The sequence below is a fragment of the Desulfovibrio aminophilus DSM 12254 genome, assembly GCF_000422565.1.
Classification (GTDB): Bacteria; Desulfobacterota; Desulfovibrionia; order Desulfovibrionales; family Desulfovibrionaceae; genus Aminidesulfovibrio; species Aminidesulfovibrio aminophilus.
Window position 1 is genome coordinate 38857 of the sequence record NZ_AUMA01000011.1, and the last position, 16354, is coordinate 55210.

General features: G+C 67.2%; 11 protein-coding genes. 5 read left to right on the top strand and 6 right to left on the bottom strand.

Going from position 1 to position 16354, the window contains the following annotated elements; all coding sequences use genetic code 11:
• Positions 1-5: 5 nt before the first annotated feature.
• The 6 genes from H587_RS0109130 to speA all read right to left on the bottom strand — a co-directional run bounded on the left by H587_RS0109130 (position 6) and on the right by speA (position 8350).
• Positions 6-1448, bottom strand: coding sequence for a putative sulfate exporter family transporter (locus tag H587_RS0109130; protein WP_027176014.1), 1443 nt, complete (start codon positions 1446-1448; stop codon positions 6-8).
• 200 nt (positions 1449-1648) lie between these two features.
• On the bottom strand, positions 1649-1882 hold the full coding sequence (locus H587_RS0109135; RefSeq protein WP_027176015.1) for a hypothetical protein: 234 nt from the start codon (positions 1880-1882) through the stop codon (positions 1649-1651).
• Between the two features lie 65 nt (positions 1883-1947).
• Positions 1948-3687, bottom strand: a complete 1740-nt coding sequence (locus tag H587_RS0109140; protein WP_027176016.1) for a YeiH family protein — start codon at positions 3685-3687, stop codon at positions 1948-1950.
• 335 nt (positions 3688-4022) lie between these two features.
• Complete coding sequence (gene nspC / locus H587_RS0109150; protein ID WP_027176017.1) at positions 4023-5174, bottom strand: carboxynorspermidine decarboxylase; 1152 nt, start codon at positions 5172-5174, stop codon at positions 4023-4025.
• On the bottom strand, positions 5171-6352 hold the full coding sequence (locus tag H587_RS0109155; RefSeq protein ID WP_027176018.1) for a saccharopine dehydrogenase family protein: 1182 nt from the start codon (positions 6350-6352) through the stop codon (positions 5171-5173). Before H587_RS0109155 ends, nspC begins: the two co-directional genes overlap by 4 nt.
• 78 nt (positions 6353-6430) lie before the next feature.
• Entirely contained in the window at positions 6431-8350 is a 1920-nt protein-coding gene (gene speA / locus H587_RS0109160; protein ID WP_027176019.1) for a biosynthetic arginine decarboxylase, read from the bottom strand.
• A 673-nt stretch (positions 8351-9023) separates the two neighbouring features.
• Here speA and H587_RS21240 point away from each other — a divergent pair.
• From H587_RS21240 to asnB, 5 genes are read left to right on the top strand one after another with little or no spacing between them, the layout of a single operon-like run.
• On the top strand, positions 9024-11183 hold the full coding sequence (locus H587_RS21240) for an STT3 domain-containing protein (protein ID WP_027176020.1): 2160 nt from the start codon (positions 9024-9026) through the stop codon (positions 11181-11183).
• 46 nt (positions 11184-11229) lie between these two features.
• On the top strand, positions 11230-12543 hold the full coding sequence (locus tag H587_RS0109170; RefSeq protein WP_027176021.1) for a lipid II flippase MurJ: 1314 nt from the start codon (positions 11230-11232) through the stop codon (positions 12541-12543).
• Complete coding sequence (locus tag H587_RS17950; RefSeq protein ID WP_156904503.1) at positions 12540-13634, top strand: glycosyltransferase family 4 protein; 1095 nt, start codon at positions 12540-12542, stop codon at positions 13632-13634. The genes H587_RS0109170 and H587_RS17950 overlap by 4 nt, the downstream gene beginning before the upstream one ends.
• A 9-nt stretch (positions 13635-13643) precedes the next feature.
• Positions 13644-14486, top strand: coding sequence for a class I SAM-dependent methyltransferase (locus H587_RS0109180; RefSeq protein WP_027176022.1), 843 nt, complete (start codon positions 13644-13646; stop codon positions 14484-14486).
• Positions 14474-16354 (top strand): asparagine synthase (glutamine-hydrolyzing), encoded by a 1881-nt coding sequence (gene asnB, locus H587_RS0109185; protein WP_027176023.1) that lies wholly within the window; start codon positions 14474-14476, stop codon positions 16352-16354. Before H587_RS0109180 ends, asnB begins: the two co-directional genes overlap by 13 nt.

Here is a 16354-nt window from a genome sequence, read left to right on the forward strand (position 1 = left end):
AATGATCAGGCCGTGGCGAGCGGGGGCAGCATGCCGTGGAAGAACAACCAAGAGATGAACAGGCCCACCCAGATGATGAACCCGAACAGACAGACCACGTACACGGTGGTCAGCTTGCCGATGCCCTCCTCCATGAGTTTCTTGAAGTTGGAGACCACGCCGATGGTGAAGAAGGTCAGCACGAAGAAGACCCGGCGCAGGGAGCCCAGGGCGCCGACCATGGTCTTGCCCATGCCCATACCTTCGGCGGAATAGGTGCAGACGATGAGCAGCAGAAGGAAGGTCAGGATGTAACCGAGAACGAAGCGGGGGAAGCGCTGCCAGACTTCACCGAAGTTCATGCGCTGGCCTTCCTTGCATTCGATTTTGGCGCACCAGAGCCAGGCCAGCACGAAGGACCACAGACCGATGAACACGTCGATGAAGACCTTCACCGTGGTGGTGACCATGACCACCCAGCCTTCCTGATACTTCAGGCCGTCCACGCTCAGGGCCTTGGCCCGGATGAGCGCGTCGGCGATGGCGCCGCTGGCCACCGCGCCGCCGTCGGACTTGACGGCCAGGCCCATCCAGCCGCCGGCCACCATGGGTTCGCCGTGCAGGAACCAAGCCGCCACGAAGGGCAGGATGAGCATCTCCACGCAGGTGAACACGACCACCAGCGAGGAGACCATGATCGGCACCACGGGCCGAGCGCGGATGGCGCCGCCGGTGGCGATGGCCGCGGACACCCCGCAGATGGAGATGCCCGAGGCCAGGGGCGCGGCCCATTCTCGGCTGAACTTGAAGTACTTGCGCGAGACGTAATAGACCACGGTCCAGTAGATGAGGTAGGCCTCGACGATGGCGCACAGGCCCCGGAAGATGATCGAGGAGGCCAGGCCCATGGCGTCGGCGGCCTTCACGCCCAGTTCCGCGCCCATGATGACGATGGCGATCTTGACGAACATCTCGGGACGGCAGGCTTCCTTGAGCGTCTCGGAGAGGCCGGGCATGAAGTTGCCGACGAAGATGCCCGCCAGCAGGGCCAGAATGAATCCGGCCTCGCCGGTGAGCCCCAGGGACCAGGGGATGCCGGCCTTGGCCAGCTTGTCCGGGGTGACGGCGATGTAGGCGTAGTGGCCCGCCGCGAAACAGAGGTAGCTGACGAAGAAGACGATGGTGAAGCCCTTGATGAACTTGCCCACGTCGCCCCGCAGCAGCTTGACGGCCCAGGCGAGAATCCCCGTGATGGCCACGTAGGTGATGAGCAGCGACGCGATGCCCGGTAGGCTCTTGTAGGCCCCCGTCGACGCCGAGAGCATCTTGTCCAGGCTGAGCCAGGTGTTGGACTTGACTGCCCAACCCAGCAAGTCCACACCCAGAACGTTGAAGCCCGCAAGGACGAAGATGAGCGACCCGACGAGCAGGGCCATCTTATCTTCCGTGAACCCAACCTTACCCCTCATACTCCCAACTCCTTATATGTTGGTTGTCCCGCGCCGGACACATGTCCGGGCGGGGTGCAACCTTACGCGCCATGTCGGATCCGGGACGCCGACGCTTTCGCGTCGGCTCGAACGGCCCCGGTTGGTTGTGTAGTTCTCTCCGTGTTGCGGCGGCGGGCCCATGCGGCACGATTGATGATCACCGGCCCAATCCGCTCAAGTTAGTCCTTCTCAAGGGCGTTGGTTATGAAACGTTCCGATTCGATCACTTGTTCGACGTCCGTGTAGTAATAGCGGCTGGGGTCGATGCCGTTGGCGTCGAGATAGATCGACATCCTGTTCAGGATGCCGCAGGAGCGGGTCACCAGCGGCAACAGCAGGTAGGTGAAGATCAACATCGACCCGAGGGCCAGGGTGAAATTGCGAAGCCGCAACGGCCAACTCTGCGTGAGCATGGAAATCCTTCCTTGTTCTCGCCGGGGGGAGATTCTCCCCCCGGCTTTTTCGACTCTCAGTGCGATCAGATCTTCGCGGTGACTTCAGGGAACACGTGGTAGAACATGACGTAGGCCATGGCGATGGTCAGGATCAGGTTGAAGGTTTGGCCGCAGACGTACAGGATGAGCGGCTTGCCGCCCTTGAAGTACTTGGCCAGCTCACGGAAGTTGGTGGCCAGACCGATGGCCGCGAAGGACAGGGCGAAGAACCAGCCGCGCAGGAGGCGGGTTCCGCCGCGCACCACGCCCTGGTCGATCATGGAGTAGCCCAGGTCCTTGCCCAGGCCGCCGTCCAGCAGGGAGAAGAGGATCGAGGCCGCCAGGAAGCCCAGCACGAACTTGGGAAAGCGGTTCCAGATTTCGATCGCGCCGACCTTGCGGCCCGCCTCGCACTCCACCTTGAGACACCAGTACATGGCCACGCAGAAGGCGGTGACGCCGATCAGGACGTTCTGGATCATCTTGATGGTCGCGGCCACGTACATGGCCTTCTCGCCCAAGAACGCGCCGGCCGCGGCCACCGCGCCGGTGGAGTCGATGGTGCCGCCCATCCAGGCGCCGCCCAGGATCTCCGGGATGCCCACGGCCTTGATGAAGGCCGGCATGGCGATCATCATGATGGCGGTGAACACCAGGGACAGGCCCACCGAGAGGGTCAGCTCCTCCTTCTTGGCCCGGCAGGCGGCCGCCGTGGCGATGGCGGCGGAGGTGCCGCAGACCGACATGTCGGCGGAGATGACGATGTTCAGGGTCTTGGAGGGCATCTTCAGCACCTTCTGGCCGAAGATGTACGTGCAGACGAGCACGATGGGGGTCACGACCCAGGCCACGAAAATGCCGGGCAGGCCGATGGCCACGATCTTGTTGAAGAGCACTTCCGCGCCGAGCAGCACCAGGCCGCTCTTGATGAAGAATTCCACCTGGCAGGCGGGGAGAACCCACTTGGGCGTGCCGATGGTGTTGGCGATGATCATGCCCAGGATGACGCCCCAGGCTTCCGCGCCGATGCCGTATTGCTTGCTGATGGACTGGTGTCCGAGCATGTAGGCCACGGTGGCGACGAGGAAGACGATGACGAAGCCGACGGCGAAGTCCTTGAAGCTCGAGCCCATGAGGGTGATGCCCGCGCCGAAGAGGATGATCAGGACCGCGCACAGGCCGATGAGCGTGGGAATGTAGTTGTACGGCTTGTTTTCCGTCTTCTTCTTCGCATCGCCCGCCTTCCTGTGCTCCATCCGCCAGGCCGTGATCTTGGCCGAGGCTTCATCGTTCAGGGCCTGGTTCTGGAACGCCGCCTGGACTGCGGCGTTCTCCGCCGCCTGCGCCAGGGCCAGGGCGGCCGATGCGTTGGCCTTGGCCGCCTCATAGGCGGGCATAGCCTTTTCATTCTTGGCCTTGGCCATCTCTTCGTTCTGGACGAAGGCGTCCAAGGGGTTGCTCTTCCAGGAGCCTGGGGTCTTGGTCCAATGGGAGACGAACTTGCCGAAGGCCGAACTCGAGGCCTTCAACTTGTTCTTGTCGTCCTGCGCCTTGAACCAGGCGATGGTCTTGAAGGGCGCTCGTTCGGCCTCGGCGCTCTGGATTTGGTTGGCGGCTTCGATCTTGGGGATGAACTCCGCCTTCGGGCCGAAGCCGAAATAGGCGACGAGGCAGGTGACGATGACCGCGAAGCCCAGCCAGATCGCGAGATAATCTTCCTTCTTCCAGAGATCGGACCAACTGCTCTTGCCATGGTCGATGACGACATTGGAATTTGGTTCCATTTCCTAACTCCTTCACATGCGTTCGATACGTTTCCTTCCCGCGGATTCCTCGTTGCCTCTTTCCAACATCGCGCTGCGAGTTGTTCGCGTGCGCGTCTCGTTCGTCCGCGCGACCGGTTTGGAGCTTCCGGCTCATGACAGGCGGACTCGTGGACGGTGCCTTTCGTTCAGCAACAAGCAGGCCACAACGGCAGAGAGAAAATGACAATTATTTCAGCGCGGAAAGATTTCGGACTGACGGAGGGGTGCATCTTTTTCGGATGCACCTGCTTCCTTCAGTTGGCAGGGGGGGAGAGTTGAAAGGCGAGGAGAGCGCGCCGCGCGGGGCGCCTGAGTCAGGAAAGGCGTTCCTTGAAATCCGGGTAGCCGAAGCTTCTGACGAGGTGCGGCTTGGCCTCGCCCGGCTCCAGGAGCAGGATGGCGGGCAGGTCCACGCCGTTGAAGGTGTTCGTCTTGACCATGGAGTAGATGGCCATGTCCGTGAACACGAGCCGGTCGCCCACGGCCAGGGGCCGGTCGAAGGAGTAGTCCCCGGCCACGTCCCCGGCCAGGCAGGAGACTCCGCCCAGACGGTAGGTGAAGGGCTTCTCGCCGGGCAGTCCCGAACCCACGATGTGCGGCCGGTAGGGCATCTCCAGGACGTCCGGCATGTGGCAGGGCACGGCCGTGTCCAGGATGGCCTGGGGTGTTCCGCGCTCCACCACGTCCAGCACCTCGGCCACCAGGAAGCCCGCGTCCAGGGCCGCGGCTTCGCCCGGTTCCAGGTAGACCCGCAGCCCGTGGCGCTCCTGGAAGTCGCGGATGAGGCGGGTCAGCAGGCCGAGGTCGTAGCCCGGCCGGGTGATGTGGTGGCCGCCGCCGAAGTTCACGTAGGACAGGCCGGGCAGGAAGCGGGCGAAGCGCTCCTCGAAGGCCGCCAGGATGCGCTCCAGGGCGTCGGCCCCGTGCTGGCAGAGGGCGTGGAAGTGCAGGCCCTCGACTCCCTCGGGCAGGCTGTCGCCCAGTTCTTCGCGCAGGATGCCCAGACGCGAGCCCGGGGCGCAGGGGTCGTAGATCGGGGTGTGGCCCTCGGAGCGGCCGGGATGCACCCGCAAGGCCAGGCCCACGCGGCGCGGCGCGGTCTCGATCACCGGACGCAGCCGCTCCAATTGGCCCAGGGAGTTGAAGACCACATGGTCCGCATGGCGGACGATCTCGGCCAGACTGGCGGGGGAGTAAGCGGCGGCGAAGGCGTGCACCTCGCCGCCGAACTCCTCGCGGCCCAGGCGGGCCTCGTTGGGCGAGCTGGCGCAGACCCCGTCCAGGGCCCAGCGCAGGTGGCCGAAGGCGCTCCACATGGCGAAGGCCTTCAGGGCCAACAGGATGCGGCAGCCCGTGGCCGCGCGCACCCGTTCCAGGATGGCCGCGTTGGCCCGCAGCCGGGCGGCGTCCACCAGGAAGCAGGGGCTCGGCACGGCCCGGGGGTCGAATCCCGGAGCGTCGCTCACAGCCAGGTTTCGACCCAGGGCAGGCCGCGCTTGCCCAGTTCGGCCAGGAACGGATCGGGGTCGAACTGCTCCATGTTCCAGACGCCCGGCTTGCGCCAGACTCCCTGGACCATCATGGCCGCGCCGACCATGGCCGGGACGCCCGTGGTGTAGGATATGGCCTGGGAGTTGGTCTCCCTGTAAGCCTCCTCGTGGTCGCAGATCTGGTAGATGTAGTAACTCTTCTGTCCGCCGTCATTGGCCTCGCCCCGGATGACGCAGCCGATGCAGGTGCGGCCCTTGGTCAGCGGGCCCAGGGAGCCGGGGTCCGGGAGCACGGCCTTGAGGAACTGCAGGGGCACGATCTGCTGTCCCCGGTAATCCACGGGGTCGATGCGGGTCATGCCCACGTTCTCCAGCACCTGGAGGTGCTTGAGATAGTTCTCCGAGAAGGTCATCCAGAAGCGCGCCCGCTTGATCTCGGGGAAGTGCCGGACCAGGGACTCCAGCTCTTCGTGGTACATGAGCAGGCACTTCTTTTTCCCGATGCCCTCGGGGAAGTCGTAGGTCCAGGAGAAGGACAGGGGGTCGGTCTCCACCCACTCGCCGTGTTCATAGTAGCGGCCCCGGGCCGTGACCTCGCGGATGTTGATCTCGGGGTTGAAGTTGGTGGCGAAGTGCTGACCGTGGTCGCCCGCGTTGCAGTCGATGATGTCCAGGGTGTCCATGCGCCGGAAGTGGTGCTTCCTGGCGTAGGCCGTGAACACGTTGGTCACGCCCGGGTCGAAGCCCGAGCCGAGCAGGGCCATGATCCCGGCCTTCTCGAAGCGCTCCTGGTAGGCCCACTGCCACTTGTACTCGAACTTGGCAACGTCCGGCGGCTCGTAGTTGGCGGTGTCCAGGTAGTCCACCCCGGTCTCCAGGCAGGCGTCCATGATGTGCAGGTCCTGGTAGGGCAGGGCCACGTTGAGCACGAGCTTGGGCTGGAAGTCTTTGATGAGCGCCACCAGTTCGGGGACGTCGTCGGCGTCCACCCCTGCGGTGTGGATGGGCCGGGGCAGCTCCCGGGCGATGGCGTCGCACTTGGATTTCGTGCGCGAGGCCAGCAGGATGTCGGAGAAGATCTCCGGGGCCTGGGCGCACTTGTGCGCCACCACGCGGCCCACGCCGCCCGCTCCGATGATGAGCACCTTCGACATGATGTCCACCTCCTTGGCGCGAAGCGCCGATGCGGGGACCCTCCCCGCATTTCTGGAAAAGCCGGGAACCGGCCCGGTTCAGCGTTCGTAGTAGGTGTAGCCGCGCAGCCCGTCCTCGAAGGCGCACATGATCTCGCGGCGTTCGCGGGCGGTGATGCGACCCTCGCGCACCCCGCGTTCGGCGGTCTCTCGGAAGCGTGTGAGCAGGCGCTTGGGGTTGAACTCCACGTAGGAGAGCACGTCGGCCACGGTGTCGCCCTCGGCCTCGCGTACGAAGTCGAAGGCCCCGTCCTCGTGGACCCGGATGGAGACCACGTTGGTGTCGCCGAGGAGGTTGTGCAGGTCGCCCAGGGTTTCCTGGTAGGCCCCGACGAGGAACACGCCGAGGTAGTACTCCTCGCTGTCCTTCAACTCATGCACCGGCAGGGCCTTGGCCACGCCGTGAGGGTCGATGAAGCGGTCTATCTTGCCGTCGCAGTCGCAGGTGATGTCGGCCAGGATGGCCCGGCGCGTGGGCATCTCCTCCAGACGATGCACCGGCATGATCGGGAAGACGTGGCCGATGGCCCAGGAGTCCGGCACGGACTGGAACACGCTCATGTTGGCATAATAGATGTCGGAGATGGCCTCGTCCAGGTCGTCCAGTTCCGGCGGCATCTGCTTGAACTGCTTGAGGAGCACGGCGGCCCGGTTGACCATGTGCCAGAAGATGGTCTCGGCCAGGGCTCGCTGGCGCAGGCTCACGTGGCCGTGGCGGAAGAGCCCGCGGATTTCGTCGCGGTAGTAAACCGCGTCGTTGAGGCTCTCCTGCACGTTGCGCACGCTCATGGATTTGGCCGCGTCGTAGAGGTTCTCGATGAGCGTCGGGGTGCCCTCGGGCAGGGCCTTGGGCAGGGGCTGGGCTTCGAAGCGCGCGGAGTCCAGGATGTTGAAGAGCAGCACCGAGTAGTAGGCCACCAGGGCGCGGCCGGACTCGGTGATGATCACCGGATGCTCCACGCCCTTCTCATCCAGCGTCTGCATGACCGCCTCGACCACGTCGGCGCAGTACTCGTCCAGGGTGTAGTTGCGGGAGTTGATGAAGTTGGTGTGCGAGCCGTCGTAGTCCACGGCCAGACCGCCGCCGAGGTCCAGGTAGCCCATGGCCGCGCCCTCGTCCACCAGGCCGGAGTAGACCCGGCTGGCCTCGATGACCGCCGCGCGGATGTCCCGGATGTTCGGGATCTGGGAGCCCAGGTGATAGTGGAGCAGGCGCAGGCAGTGGAGCATTCCCTCGGACCGCAGGCGGTCCACCACCTGGACGAGTTGGGCCGTGTCCAGGCCGAAGATGGAGCGGTCGCCGCCGGAGTCGGTCCAATGGCCGCCGGCCTTGGCCGCCAGCTTCATGCGCGCGCCGAGCATGGGCTCCACGCCCAGGGCCCGGGAGCGCTCCAGGATGAGTTCCAGCTCCGAGGGCATCTCCAGGACGAAGAAGATGTTGAAGCCCATCTTGCGGGCGTGCAGGCCCAGGTCGATGAACTCTTCGTCCTTGTAGCCGTTGCAGACGAGGCAGGCCTCGGGGTCGCGGAGCATGCCCAGGGCCGCGATGAGTTCGGCCTTGGAGCCCGCCTCCAGGCCGTGGTGGTGGCGACCGCCGTGGCGGGTGATCTCCTCGATGACCTGCTCCTGCTGGTTCACCTTGATGGGGAACACGCCCCGGAACACGTTGCGGTAGGAGAGCCGTTCCATGGCCGCGCGGAAGGCCTCGTGCAGGTGGGAGATCTGGGAGTCCAGGATGTTCTCCACGCGCAGGAGCACGGGCATGTCCAGGCCGCGTTCGCGCAGGCCCTTGATGACGCGGGGGATGGAGACGCGGACCTTCTTGTTGTCCAGGGACGGGGTGATGACGACGTGCCCCTCGCGGGAGACGTCGAAATAGCCCGCGCTCCAGTTGCGGATGTTGTAGAGCTCGGCGGATTTTTCCGCGTTCCAGCGCTCCAGGGTGTCCTTTTTGACCATCGTTCCTCCGTGCCGGACAGGCCCCAAAGAATGATACACGGGAAAACCGGGTTGCACACGCCGGGGACATGCGGATAGGGTTTCCTTCTCCTTTTGTAAAGGAAAAAAATGGGCATGTATGCAAATTTTTCGCGACGCATCGGACCAGGGAGGAGGATCGCCAAGCGGAGATGGATTCAAATCTTCTTCAAGGCGTGATGGTTATGAAATACTGTACACTCTGGCAAGGAAAAAAAGTGTCTTGGATGGTGAGAAAGCATTGCATTTTATTTCTTTATAAAAAGTTGCATGAAAAAGAACGTTTGCATCATAGCATTATATTGTCCAAAATATAAATGTAAAATGATGATTGATTGTAAGTATAAATGATATTCTATGAAAGATGACAATGATTTTACTTGGTTTGAAATGCAATTTTGTTGAAAAATCTATCGAATAGAAAAGAGAGTATTGCTCTTTGTATTCATATATAATCAATTGTTTCTCCCTGTTCTGCATGGGCTTCAATGGCGAGCAAGAACAGTCGGAAAGGTGTCGACGCGGTGCTGCGTTATGGCTGGACGTAGCGGACGGTCCGGCGGGAACGCGGTGATCGTCCGGAATCGCGAATTGCTTTTCCCTGGGCCTGCGGATAGGAAGAATGCGTTCGCCGCCATCCACGCAAAGGAATTCCATGCCCGAACTTCCGCGCCGTTATCGTGACGCCCAGGATGCCGTGGGCCTCCGTCCCTCCCCGCGGACGGACTGGGCCTGGCTGCTTCTGTTGACCGTGCTCACCTACGCCTTCGCCTGCGCCGTCCGGCTGGCCGACGCTCCAGCTTGGCGGCACCCGAGCCTGATCGTGGGCGGCGAGTACATCGCGGCCACTCACGACGCCTACGCCTGGCTGGCCGGGGCCCTGGGCGTGGGGGATTTCACCGGTTACGCCTTCACCGGCCTGACCCGTTTTCTTCTCCGGATCACGGGGGCCGAGCCGGGCAATTTGGCCTTCTGGGGTCCGGCCTTCCTGGGCGCGCTGGCGGCCCCGGTGACGCTTTTCTGGGGCTGGCTCCTGGGCGGCCGCACTGCGGGTCTGACCGCCGGGCTCCTGGGAGCGATCCTGCCGGGATTCTTCGTGCGCACCCGCCTGGGCTACTGGGACACCGACCTGTTCACGCTCTTCGGGCCCCTGTTGGCGGCCCTGTTCCTGGCCTGCCTCGTGGGCCTGCGCACCGGCCGCTTCGGCGACCCTGCGGAGCGCTCCCGGCCCGTGTCGCCCCTCTGGGCCCTGGCCGCCGGCGTCGTCGCTCGGCTGGCCGCCCTGCCGCACTCCGACATCTTCCGCCTGGACATCCTGGCCTTCGCCCTGGCCGCGCCGCTCCTGCTCGTCTTCGCCCGGGGCGGGGAACGCCGCCAGGGCCTGCGCGACCTGACCGTGTTCGGGCTGGCCGCCTTCGCGGGGTGGCGCCAGGGCGACCCGTCATGGCAGTATGCCGTGGGCCTGGGCGCGGCCGCGTTCCTGGCCTTCGCGGAACGCCTGCCGTCGCCCGCCGCCCGGCGTCTGGCGGAGAACGCCTGGACCTGGGGAGCCGGCCTCCTGCTTCTGGGCCTGGGCATCCATATCCTGGACCCGGCCTGGACGCTTCTGGAAAAGGCCGGGGTCTATCTGCAGCCCGTGGCCGAGAACGCCCGCACCGCCGCCGGCGGGCCGCTCTGGCCGGGCATCACCCAGAGCATCCGCGAGGCCCGGGTCGTGCCCCTGGACGACCTGCTGACCCGTCTGAGCGGGTCGCTGTGGGCCTCCTGCCTGGGGCTTCTCGGGTTCGCGGTGGTGCTCGCGCTGCGGCCCGAGGCGGTGCTGCTCCTGCCCATGCTGGGCCTCGGCCTGTCGAGCATCTGGCTCGGCAACCGCTTCGGCATGTTCGCCGGTCCGGCCGTGATGCTCGGCCTGGGCGTGAGTCTGGACTTTCTTCTGCGCCGCGTTCTGCGCGGCCGACGCCTGGAGGCCTTCCTGGCCCTGGTGGGGCAGGGCCTGCTGGCGGCGGTCCTGGCCCTGCCGCTGGGCGACATGTACCGGGGCCTGCCCGCCACGCCCGTCCTGGACCGGGTGCATGCCGAGACCCTTCAGGATCTCGGCCTCATGGCTCCGCCGGACGCCCGGATTTGGACCTGGTGGGATTTCGGCTACGCCACGCAGTATTTCGCCCGTCGGATGACCCCCACGGACGGCGGCCGCCACGCGGGCCGGGACATCTTTCCCCTGGCCCTGGCCCTGACCACGCCCGACGCCCGCCAGGCCGCGGCCATGATCCGCTTCGCCGCCTCGCACGGCTTCGACCCGGCCTCGGAGTGGGACCGCCTGCCCGCCGCCGAGGTCCAGGCCGGGATCCAGGGGCTGGACCGCATCGCTCCCGGCCCGTGGGCCGGGCCGCGCCAGTACCTGGTCGTCACCTGGGAGAACCTCGAACTGGCCGGGTGGATCACCTTCTACGGCTGCTGGGACGTGACCCGGGGCCAGGGTCAGGGAATGCGGGCCAAGCGCCTGGCGGAGAACTTCCGCCTGGACCGCGACAACGGCACCCTGAATCCGGAGAACGCCTCCTTCCCCATCGCCCTGGGCGGCCTGGACGTCCTGTCCGCGGACGGTTCGGAGCGCAAGGACTACGGCCGTGAGAAGGCCCCGCGCCTGCTCATCAACCCGGACCGCCGGGACGCCTTCCTGGTGGATGCGGCGCTGGCCCGAAGCATGCTCGTGCGCCTGCTTCTGGACGACCCGGCGACCCCGGACCTGGCCGCCTCCTTCCATCTGGTCCTGGACGCCTTCCCCCACATGCGGGTCTACGAGGTCCGCTGACCGGCCGCCGCTTGCTTTGCCCGGGGTTTTCCGTAGAAGAACGGTCATGCCGGTCCCGTCGCCCGCCGCGGAAGCGCGGCGTCATTTCGCCCTGGCGGCCCTGGCGGGCTGCAACCTTCTGGCCGGGTTCCTCTGGCAGGCGGTGATCTACGCCCGCCTGGGGCCCGGGGCCTCCACCGACGCCCTGGTGGCGGCCGCCGTCGCGCCGCAGGCCTTCACGGGCATGGTCGGGGTGGCCCTGACCAGCGTGCTCATCCCGCTCTTCGCGGGCGAGGAGCGCTCCGGCCAGAACGCCGACGGCCGCCGCTGCCACCTTCAGATCGGACTTCTCGGCCTCGCGGCGGCCCTGGCGCTCTGCCTGGCGGCTCCCTGGTGGACCGGGCTGCTCTTTCCCGGCTTCGACGCCGAAACGGCCCGGCTCTGCGCCGGTCTGGCCCGCGTCCAGGCCCTCTGTGTCCCGTTCCAACTGGCCACCGCGATCCTCTCGGCCTTGCTCTACGCCCGCGACCGGTATGTTTTGGTGGAGGCCGCGGCCCTGGCCGCCACCGCGCCGGGATTGGCGCTCCTGTATCATTTCCTCCCGGATCGCGGCGTTGAGGTCGCCGCCTGGCTCGGCGTGGGGCGCGCGGCCGTGGTCTGGGCGGTGCTCCTGCCAACCCTGGGCCGGACCGACGGACGGCCTCCCCGTGTCGGGCTGGCCGCGTTGCTCTGGCGCCGGGGGCGGCCGATCCTGGCCAACACCGCCTACGCCAAGGCCGACGTGTTCGTGGACCGCTCCCTGCTGTCCATGAGCGCCGGGGGCCATCTGTCGCTCTACGACCTGGCCCAGCAGATGGCGGGCACGGGCGCGAACCTCCTGGGCAAAGTCTGGGGGGCCACGGCCGTGGCCGGTCTGGCGGCCCGGGCCAAGGCGGGCGACGCGGCCGGGTTCCTGCGCCTCTACCGGCGGCGGCTGGCGCTGCTGCTGTTTCTTTCCGGCCTCGCCTATCTTCTGCTGCTGGCCGTGGGCGAACCGCTGCTCGGCCTGCTGGCCGGGCGTGGCCGTCTCACCGGCGCGGACATGCATACGCTCTGGACCTTCCTGGTCTTGCTGGGCGGGGTGCTCGTCTTCGGTTGCGCCGGAGTGGTCACGGCCGGAGCCTTCTTCGCCCTGGGCGACACGCGCACCCCAAGCCTCGCGGCCGCGGCCGCCTTCACCCTGTTCATGGTCGGCAAGATCGTCCTGTTTCCCGTGTTCGGCGTCGCCGGGGTCTGTGTGGCGGCCAGCGCCTGTTCCCTGGCCTGCGCCCTGGCCCAGCACCTGCTTTTCCGGCGGCTCCTGCGCAAGGGACTCGTCTTCGGGACCGGGGGGGCGGCGTGAGGATATGCTGCGTCATTCATTCCCTGGCCCGGGGGGGAGGAGCCGAGAAGATCATGGCCTGGCTTGCCGGGGGACTGGCCGGGCGGGGCCACGAGGTCACGCTCCTGACCCTGGCCGCCCCCGGGGAGACGCCCTGGTTCCACCCGCAACCGCCGGTGCGCCATGTGTCCCTGGGGCTTGCCTCCGAGTCCCCGAATCCCCTGGCCGCGATCGTCGCCACCCTCCGGCGGGTCCGGGGCCTGCGCGCGGCCATTCTGGCCCAAGCCCCGGACGTGGTCCTGTCCTTCATGGACCGGGTCAATGTCTTGGTCCTTCTGGCCGTGGCCGGGCGCGCGCCGGTGGTCGTGGTCGAACGAGTGCATCCCGGTGGTCATCAGATCGGCCGGGTCTGGTCCGCGTTGCGTCGCCTGACCTATCCCCGGTCCTCGGCCGTGGCGGTGCAGACCCCGGCGGCGCGGGACTGGTTTCCGCCCGCGTTGCGCGACCGCTGCCGGGTCATCGCCAACCCCGTTTTCGTCCCCGCCACCGGCGGCGCGGTCAGGACACCCGGTAGACCTCTTGTCGCAAGCATCGGCAGATTGGAGTGCCAGAAGGGCTTCGACGTGCTGCTGCGGGCCTTCGCCCTGTCGGCCCAGGAACGGCCGGGGTGGCGGCTGGCGATCTATGGCGAAGGCTCCGAGCGGGCGTCCCTGGAGCGGTTGCGCGACGATCTCGGCCTGTCGGGCCGGGTCTTTTTTCCTGGATTCACGGACGCGCCCCAGGCAGTGTTGCGCGAGGCGGACGTCTTCGTCCTGCCCTCGCGCTACGAGGGTTTTTCCAACGCCCTGGCCGAGGCCATGGCCCAAGGGCTGGCCGTGCTGGCCACGGAGACCGCCGGATGCGCCGAGATCGTCCGGCACGGCCGGGACGGCCTGCTGGTTCCGCCCGGGGACGAGCGGGCCCTGGCCCGGGAGCTGGCCCGGCTCATGGACGACGGCGCGTTGCGGGCGCGGCTGGCCGCGAACGCCCCGGAGGTTTTGGAACGTTTCGCCCCGGAGGGCATCCTCGACCAATGGGAACAGCTCCTGTCCGCCGCGCGCGGGCAGGAATGAGGAGAGGCGATGAGCGGCGGGAATGACCTGCGTTTCGGTTTCGGCGCGAACTGGCGCGCCTTCCTCTCCGTGCTGGACGAGGACCGCATGGCCATCGCGCGGGAGTCCATCCGGGAGCTGACCGGCCTGGACCAGCTCGCGGGCCGGACTTTCCTGGATGTGGGCTGCGGCAGCGGCCTGTTCTCCCTGGCCGCCCGGCAGATGGGCGCGCGCGTGCTTTCCTTCGACTACGACCCCCAGTCCGTGGAGTGCGCCCGGGAGCTGCGCAAGCGCTTCTTCCCGGACGACCCGGACTGGGACATCCGTCAGGGTTCGGCCCTGGACGCGGACTTCCTGGGCGGCCTGGGAACCTTCGATCTGGTCTACTCCTGGGGCGTACTGCACCATACCGGGGACATGTGGCGGGCCCTGGCCCAGATGCCGCCGTTGCTCACGGAGCGGGGCCTGCTCGTCGTCTCCCTGTACAACGAATGCGGTTTGCGCAGCCGTTTCTGGCGAGGGGTCAAGCGGTTCTACTGTCGGTCGCCCAAGCCCGTGCGCTGGGCCCTGCTCCTGGGCATGGTGGGCGTCTGCGAAGGACAATCCGCCTTCCTGCGCCTGGCGCGCGGCCAGAACCCGCTGCCGTTCAAATTGTGGCGCGAGTATCGCCGCAACCGGGGCATGAGCAAGTGGCACGACTGGGTGGACTGGGTGGGCGGCTACCCCTTCGAGACGGCCCTGCCCGGCGAGGTGGTGGAGTTCTACCGCCGCCTGGGGCTGCGCCTGGAGCGCCTGAAGACCCCCGGCCCGGGCCACTGCTGCAACGAATACGTGTTCGTCCGCCGCGAGGGCGCATCGCCGTGTGCGGCATAGCCGGAGTCTGGAGTCCGGGCGGGGCGGACCCGGAAGCCCTGGCCCGTGAGATGGCCGGAACCCTGGCCCATCGCGGCCCGGACGGGGAGGGCGTCTGGGCCGAGCCGGACGCCGGCCTGGCCCTGGGGCATCGGCGGCTGGCCGTGTTGGAACTTTCGCCCCTGGGCGCGCAGCCCATGCTCTCGGCCGACGGCCGCTACGTCCTGGTCTTCAACGGCGAGATATACAACCACCTGGACCTGCGCCGGGAACTGGAAGCGTTGGGCCATCGCTTTCGGGGCGGCTCGGACACCGAGACCTTTCTGGCGGCCTGCGTCCAATGGGGTCCGAGCGCGGCCGTTGAGCGCTGCGCGGGCATGTTCGCCCTGGCCCTCTGGGACCGCCGGGAGCGGGCCCTGCGGCTGGTGCGCGACCGCCTGGGGGTCAAGCCGCTGTACTACGGCCGGGCCGGGAGCGATTTCGTCTTCGGCTCGGAACTCAAGGCCCTGACGGCCCACCCGGGGTTCGACCGGGGCGTGGATCGCGACGCCCTGACCCTGTTCTTCCGCCACGCCTACATCCCCGCCCCGCACACCATCCACCCGGACGCGCGCAAACTCCGGCCCGGAACCATCCTGACCCTGCGGAGCCCCTCGGACCCGGGCGTCGAGGAGGTCTACTGGGACGCGGAACGGGTCTGGCGGGAGGGCGCGGCCGCGCCCTTCGCGGGCGGCGAGGAGGAGGCCGCCGGGGCGTTGGAATCCCTGCTGTCCCGGGCCGTGGAGCAGCGCCTGCTCTCCGACGTGCCCCTGGGCGCGCTCCTCTCCGGGGGGGTCGACTCCTCCCTGGTGACGGCGCTCATGAGCAGGCGTGGCGGTCCGCCGCCCAAGACCTACACCATCGGTTTCCGCGAGGCGGGCTTCGACGAGGCCCCCCAGGCCCGGGCCGTCGCGGAGTATTTGGGGACCGAGCACACGGAGCTGTACGTGGGCCCGGCCGAACTGCTGGAGGCGGTCCCGGAGATTCCCCGGCACTGGGACGAGCCCTTCGGGGATTCCTCCCAGATTCCCACGCTCCTGGTCTGCCGTCTGGCCCGGCGGCACGTCACGGTCTGCCTGGGCGGCGACGGCGGGGACGAACTGTTCCTCGGCTACGAGCGCTACCGCCTCGGGATCGCGGCCTGGAACACGCTGCGCCGGATTCCGACCCCGTTGCGGGGCCTGCTGGCGGGGATCGGCGGGGTGGTCCCCTGGTCCTGGTACCGGGCCCTGGGCGTCTGGGGCGTGCGCGTCGGCTGGCGCATGGAGGCTCTGCGCTCCCCGGATCTGCCCGCCTTGTACCGCTATCTCTGCTCCCATTCCAAGATTCCGGCATCCCTCGTCCTCGGGGGCAAGGAACCGACCACGGCCTTCACTTCGACCGACCCCTCGGGCCTGGACCATTGGGCCTACATGAGCCTGGTGGACGTGAAGAGCTATCTGCCGGACGACATCCTGGTGAAGGTGGACCGCGCCGGAATGGCCTTCGGCCTGGAGCTGCGTTCGCCGTTCCTGGACCATCGGCTGGCCGAGTTCGCCGCGAGCCTGCCCACGGCGATGCGCGCGGGCAAACGGCTGCTGCGCCGGGTGCTGCACCGCCATGTGCCCTCGGCCCTGGTGGAGCGGCCCAAGATGGGCTTCGGCGCGCCCGTGGCCCGCTGGCTGCGCGGGGAGCTGCGGCCCTGGTGCGAGGATCTGCTTGATCCGGCCCGGCTGCGGCGGCAGGGATTCCTCGACGCCGGGGAGGTGGGGCGGATGTGGCGGGAGTTTTTGGGCGGCCGGGAATACTGGCAGGCCCACCTCTGGGACGCGCTCATGTTTCAGGCCTGGTTGGCGGCGCGGGGGGACTGA

Bases quoted from the DNA above. Each gene is read 5' to 3' on its own strand.
- H587_RS0109180 (WP_027176022.1), top strand. From the start codon at position 13,644: ATGAGCGGCGGGAATGACCTGCGTTTCGGTTTCGGCGCGAACTGGCGC.
- H587_RS0109155 (WP_027176018.1), bottom strand. From the start codon at position 6,352: ATGTCGAAGGTGCTCATCATCGGAGCGGGCGGCGTGGGCCGCGTGGTG.
- H587_RS0109170 (WP_027176021.1), top strand. From the start codon at position 11,230: ATGCCGGTCCCGTCGCCCGCCGCGGAAGCGCGGCGTCATTTCGCCCTG.
- speA (WP_027176019.1), bottom strand. From the start codon at position 8,350: ATGGTCAAAAAGGACACCCTGGAGCGCTGGAACGCGGAAAAATCCGCC.
- H587_RS0109140 (WP_027176016.1), bottom strand. From the start codon at position 3,687: ATGGAACCAAATTCCAATGTCGTCATCGACCATGGCAAGAGCAGTTGG.
- H587_RS21240 (WP_027176020.1), top strand. From the start codon at position 9,024: ATGCCCGAACTTCCGCGCCGTTATCGTGACGCCCAGGATGCCGTGGGC.
- H587_RS0109135 (WP_027176015.1), bottom strand. From the start codon at position 1,882: ATGCTCACGCAGAGTTGGCCGTTGCGGCTTCGCAATTTCACCCTGGCC.
- H587_RS0109130 (WP_027176014.1), bottom strand. From the start codon at position 1,448: ATGAGGGGTAAGGTTGGGTTCACGGAAGATAAGATGGCCCTGCTCGTC.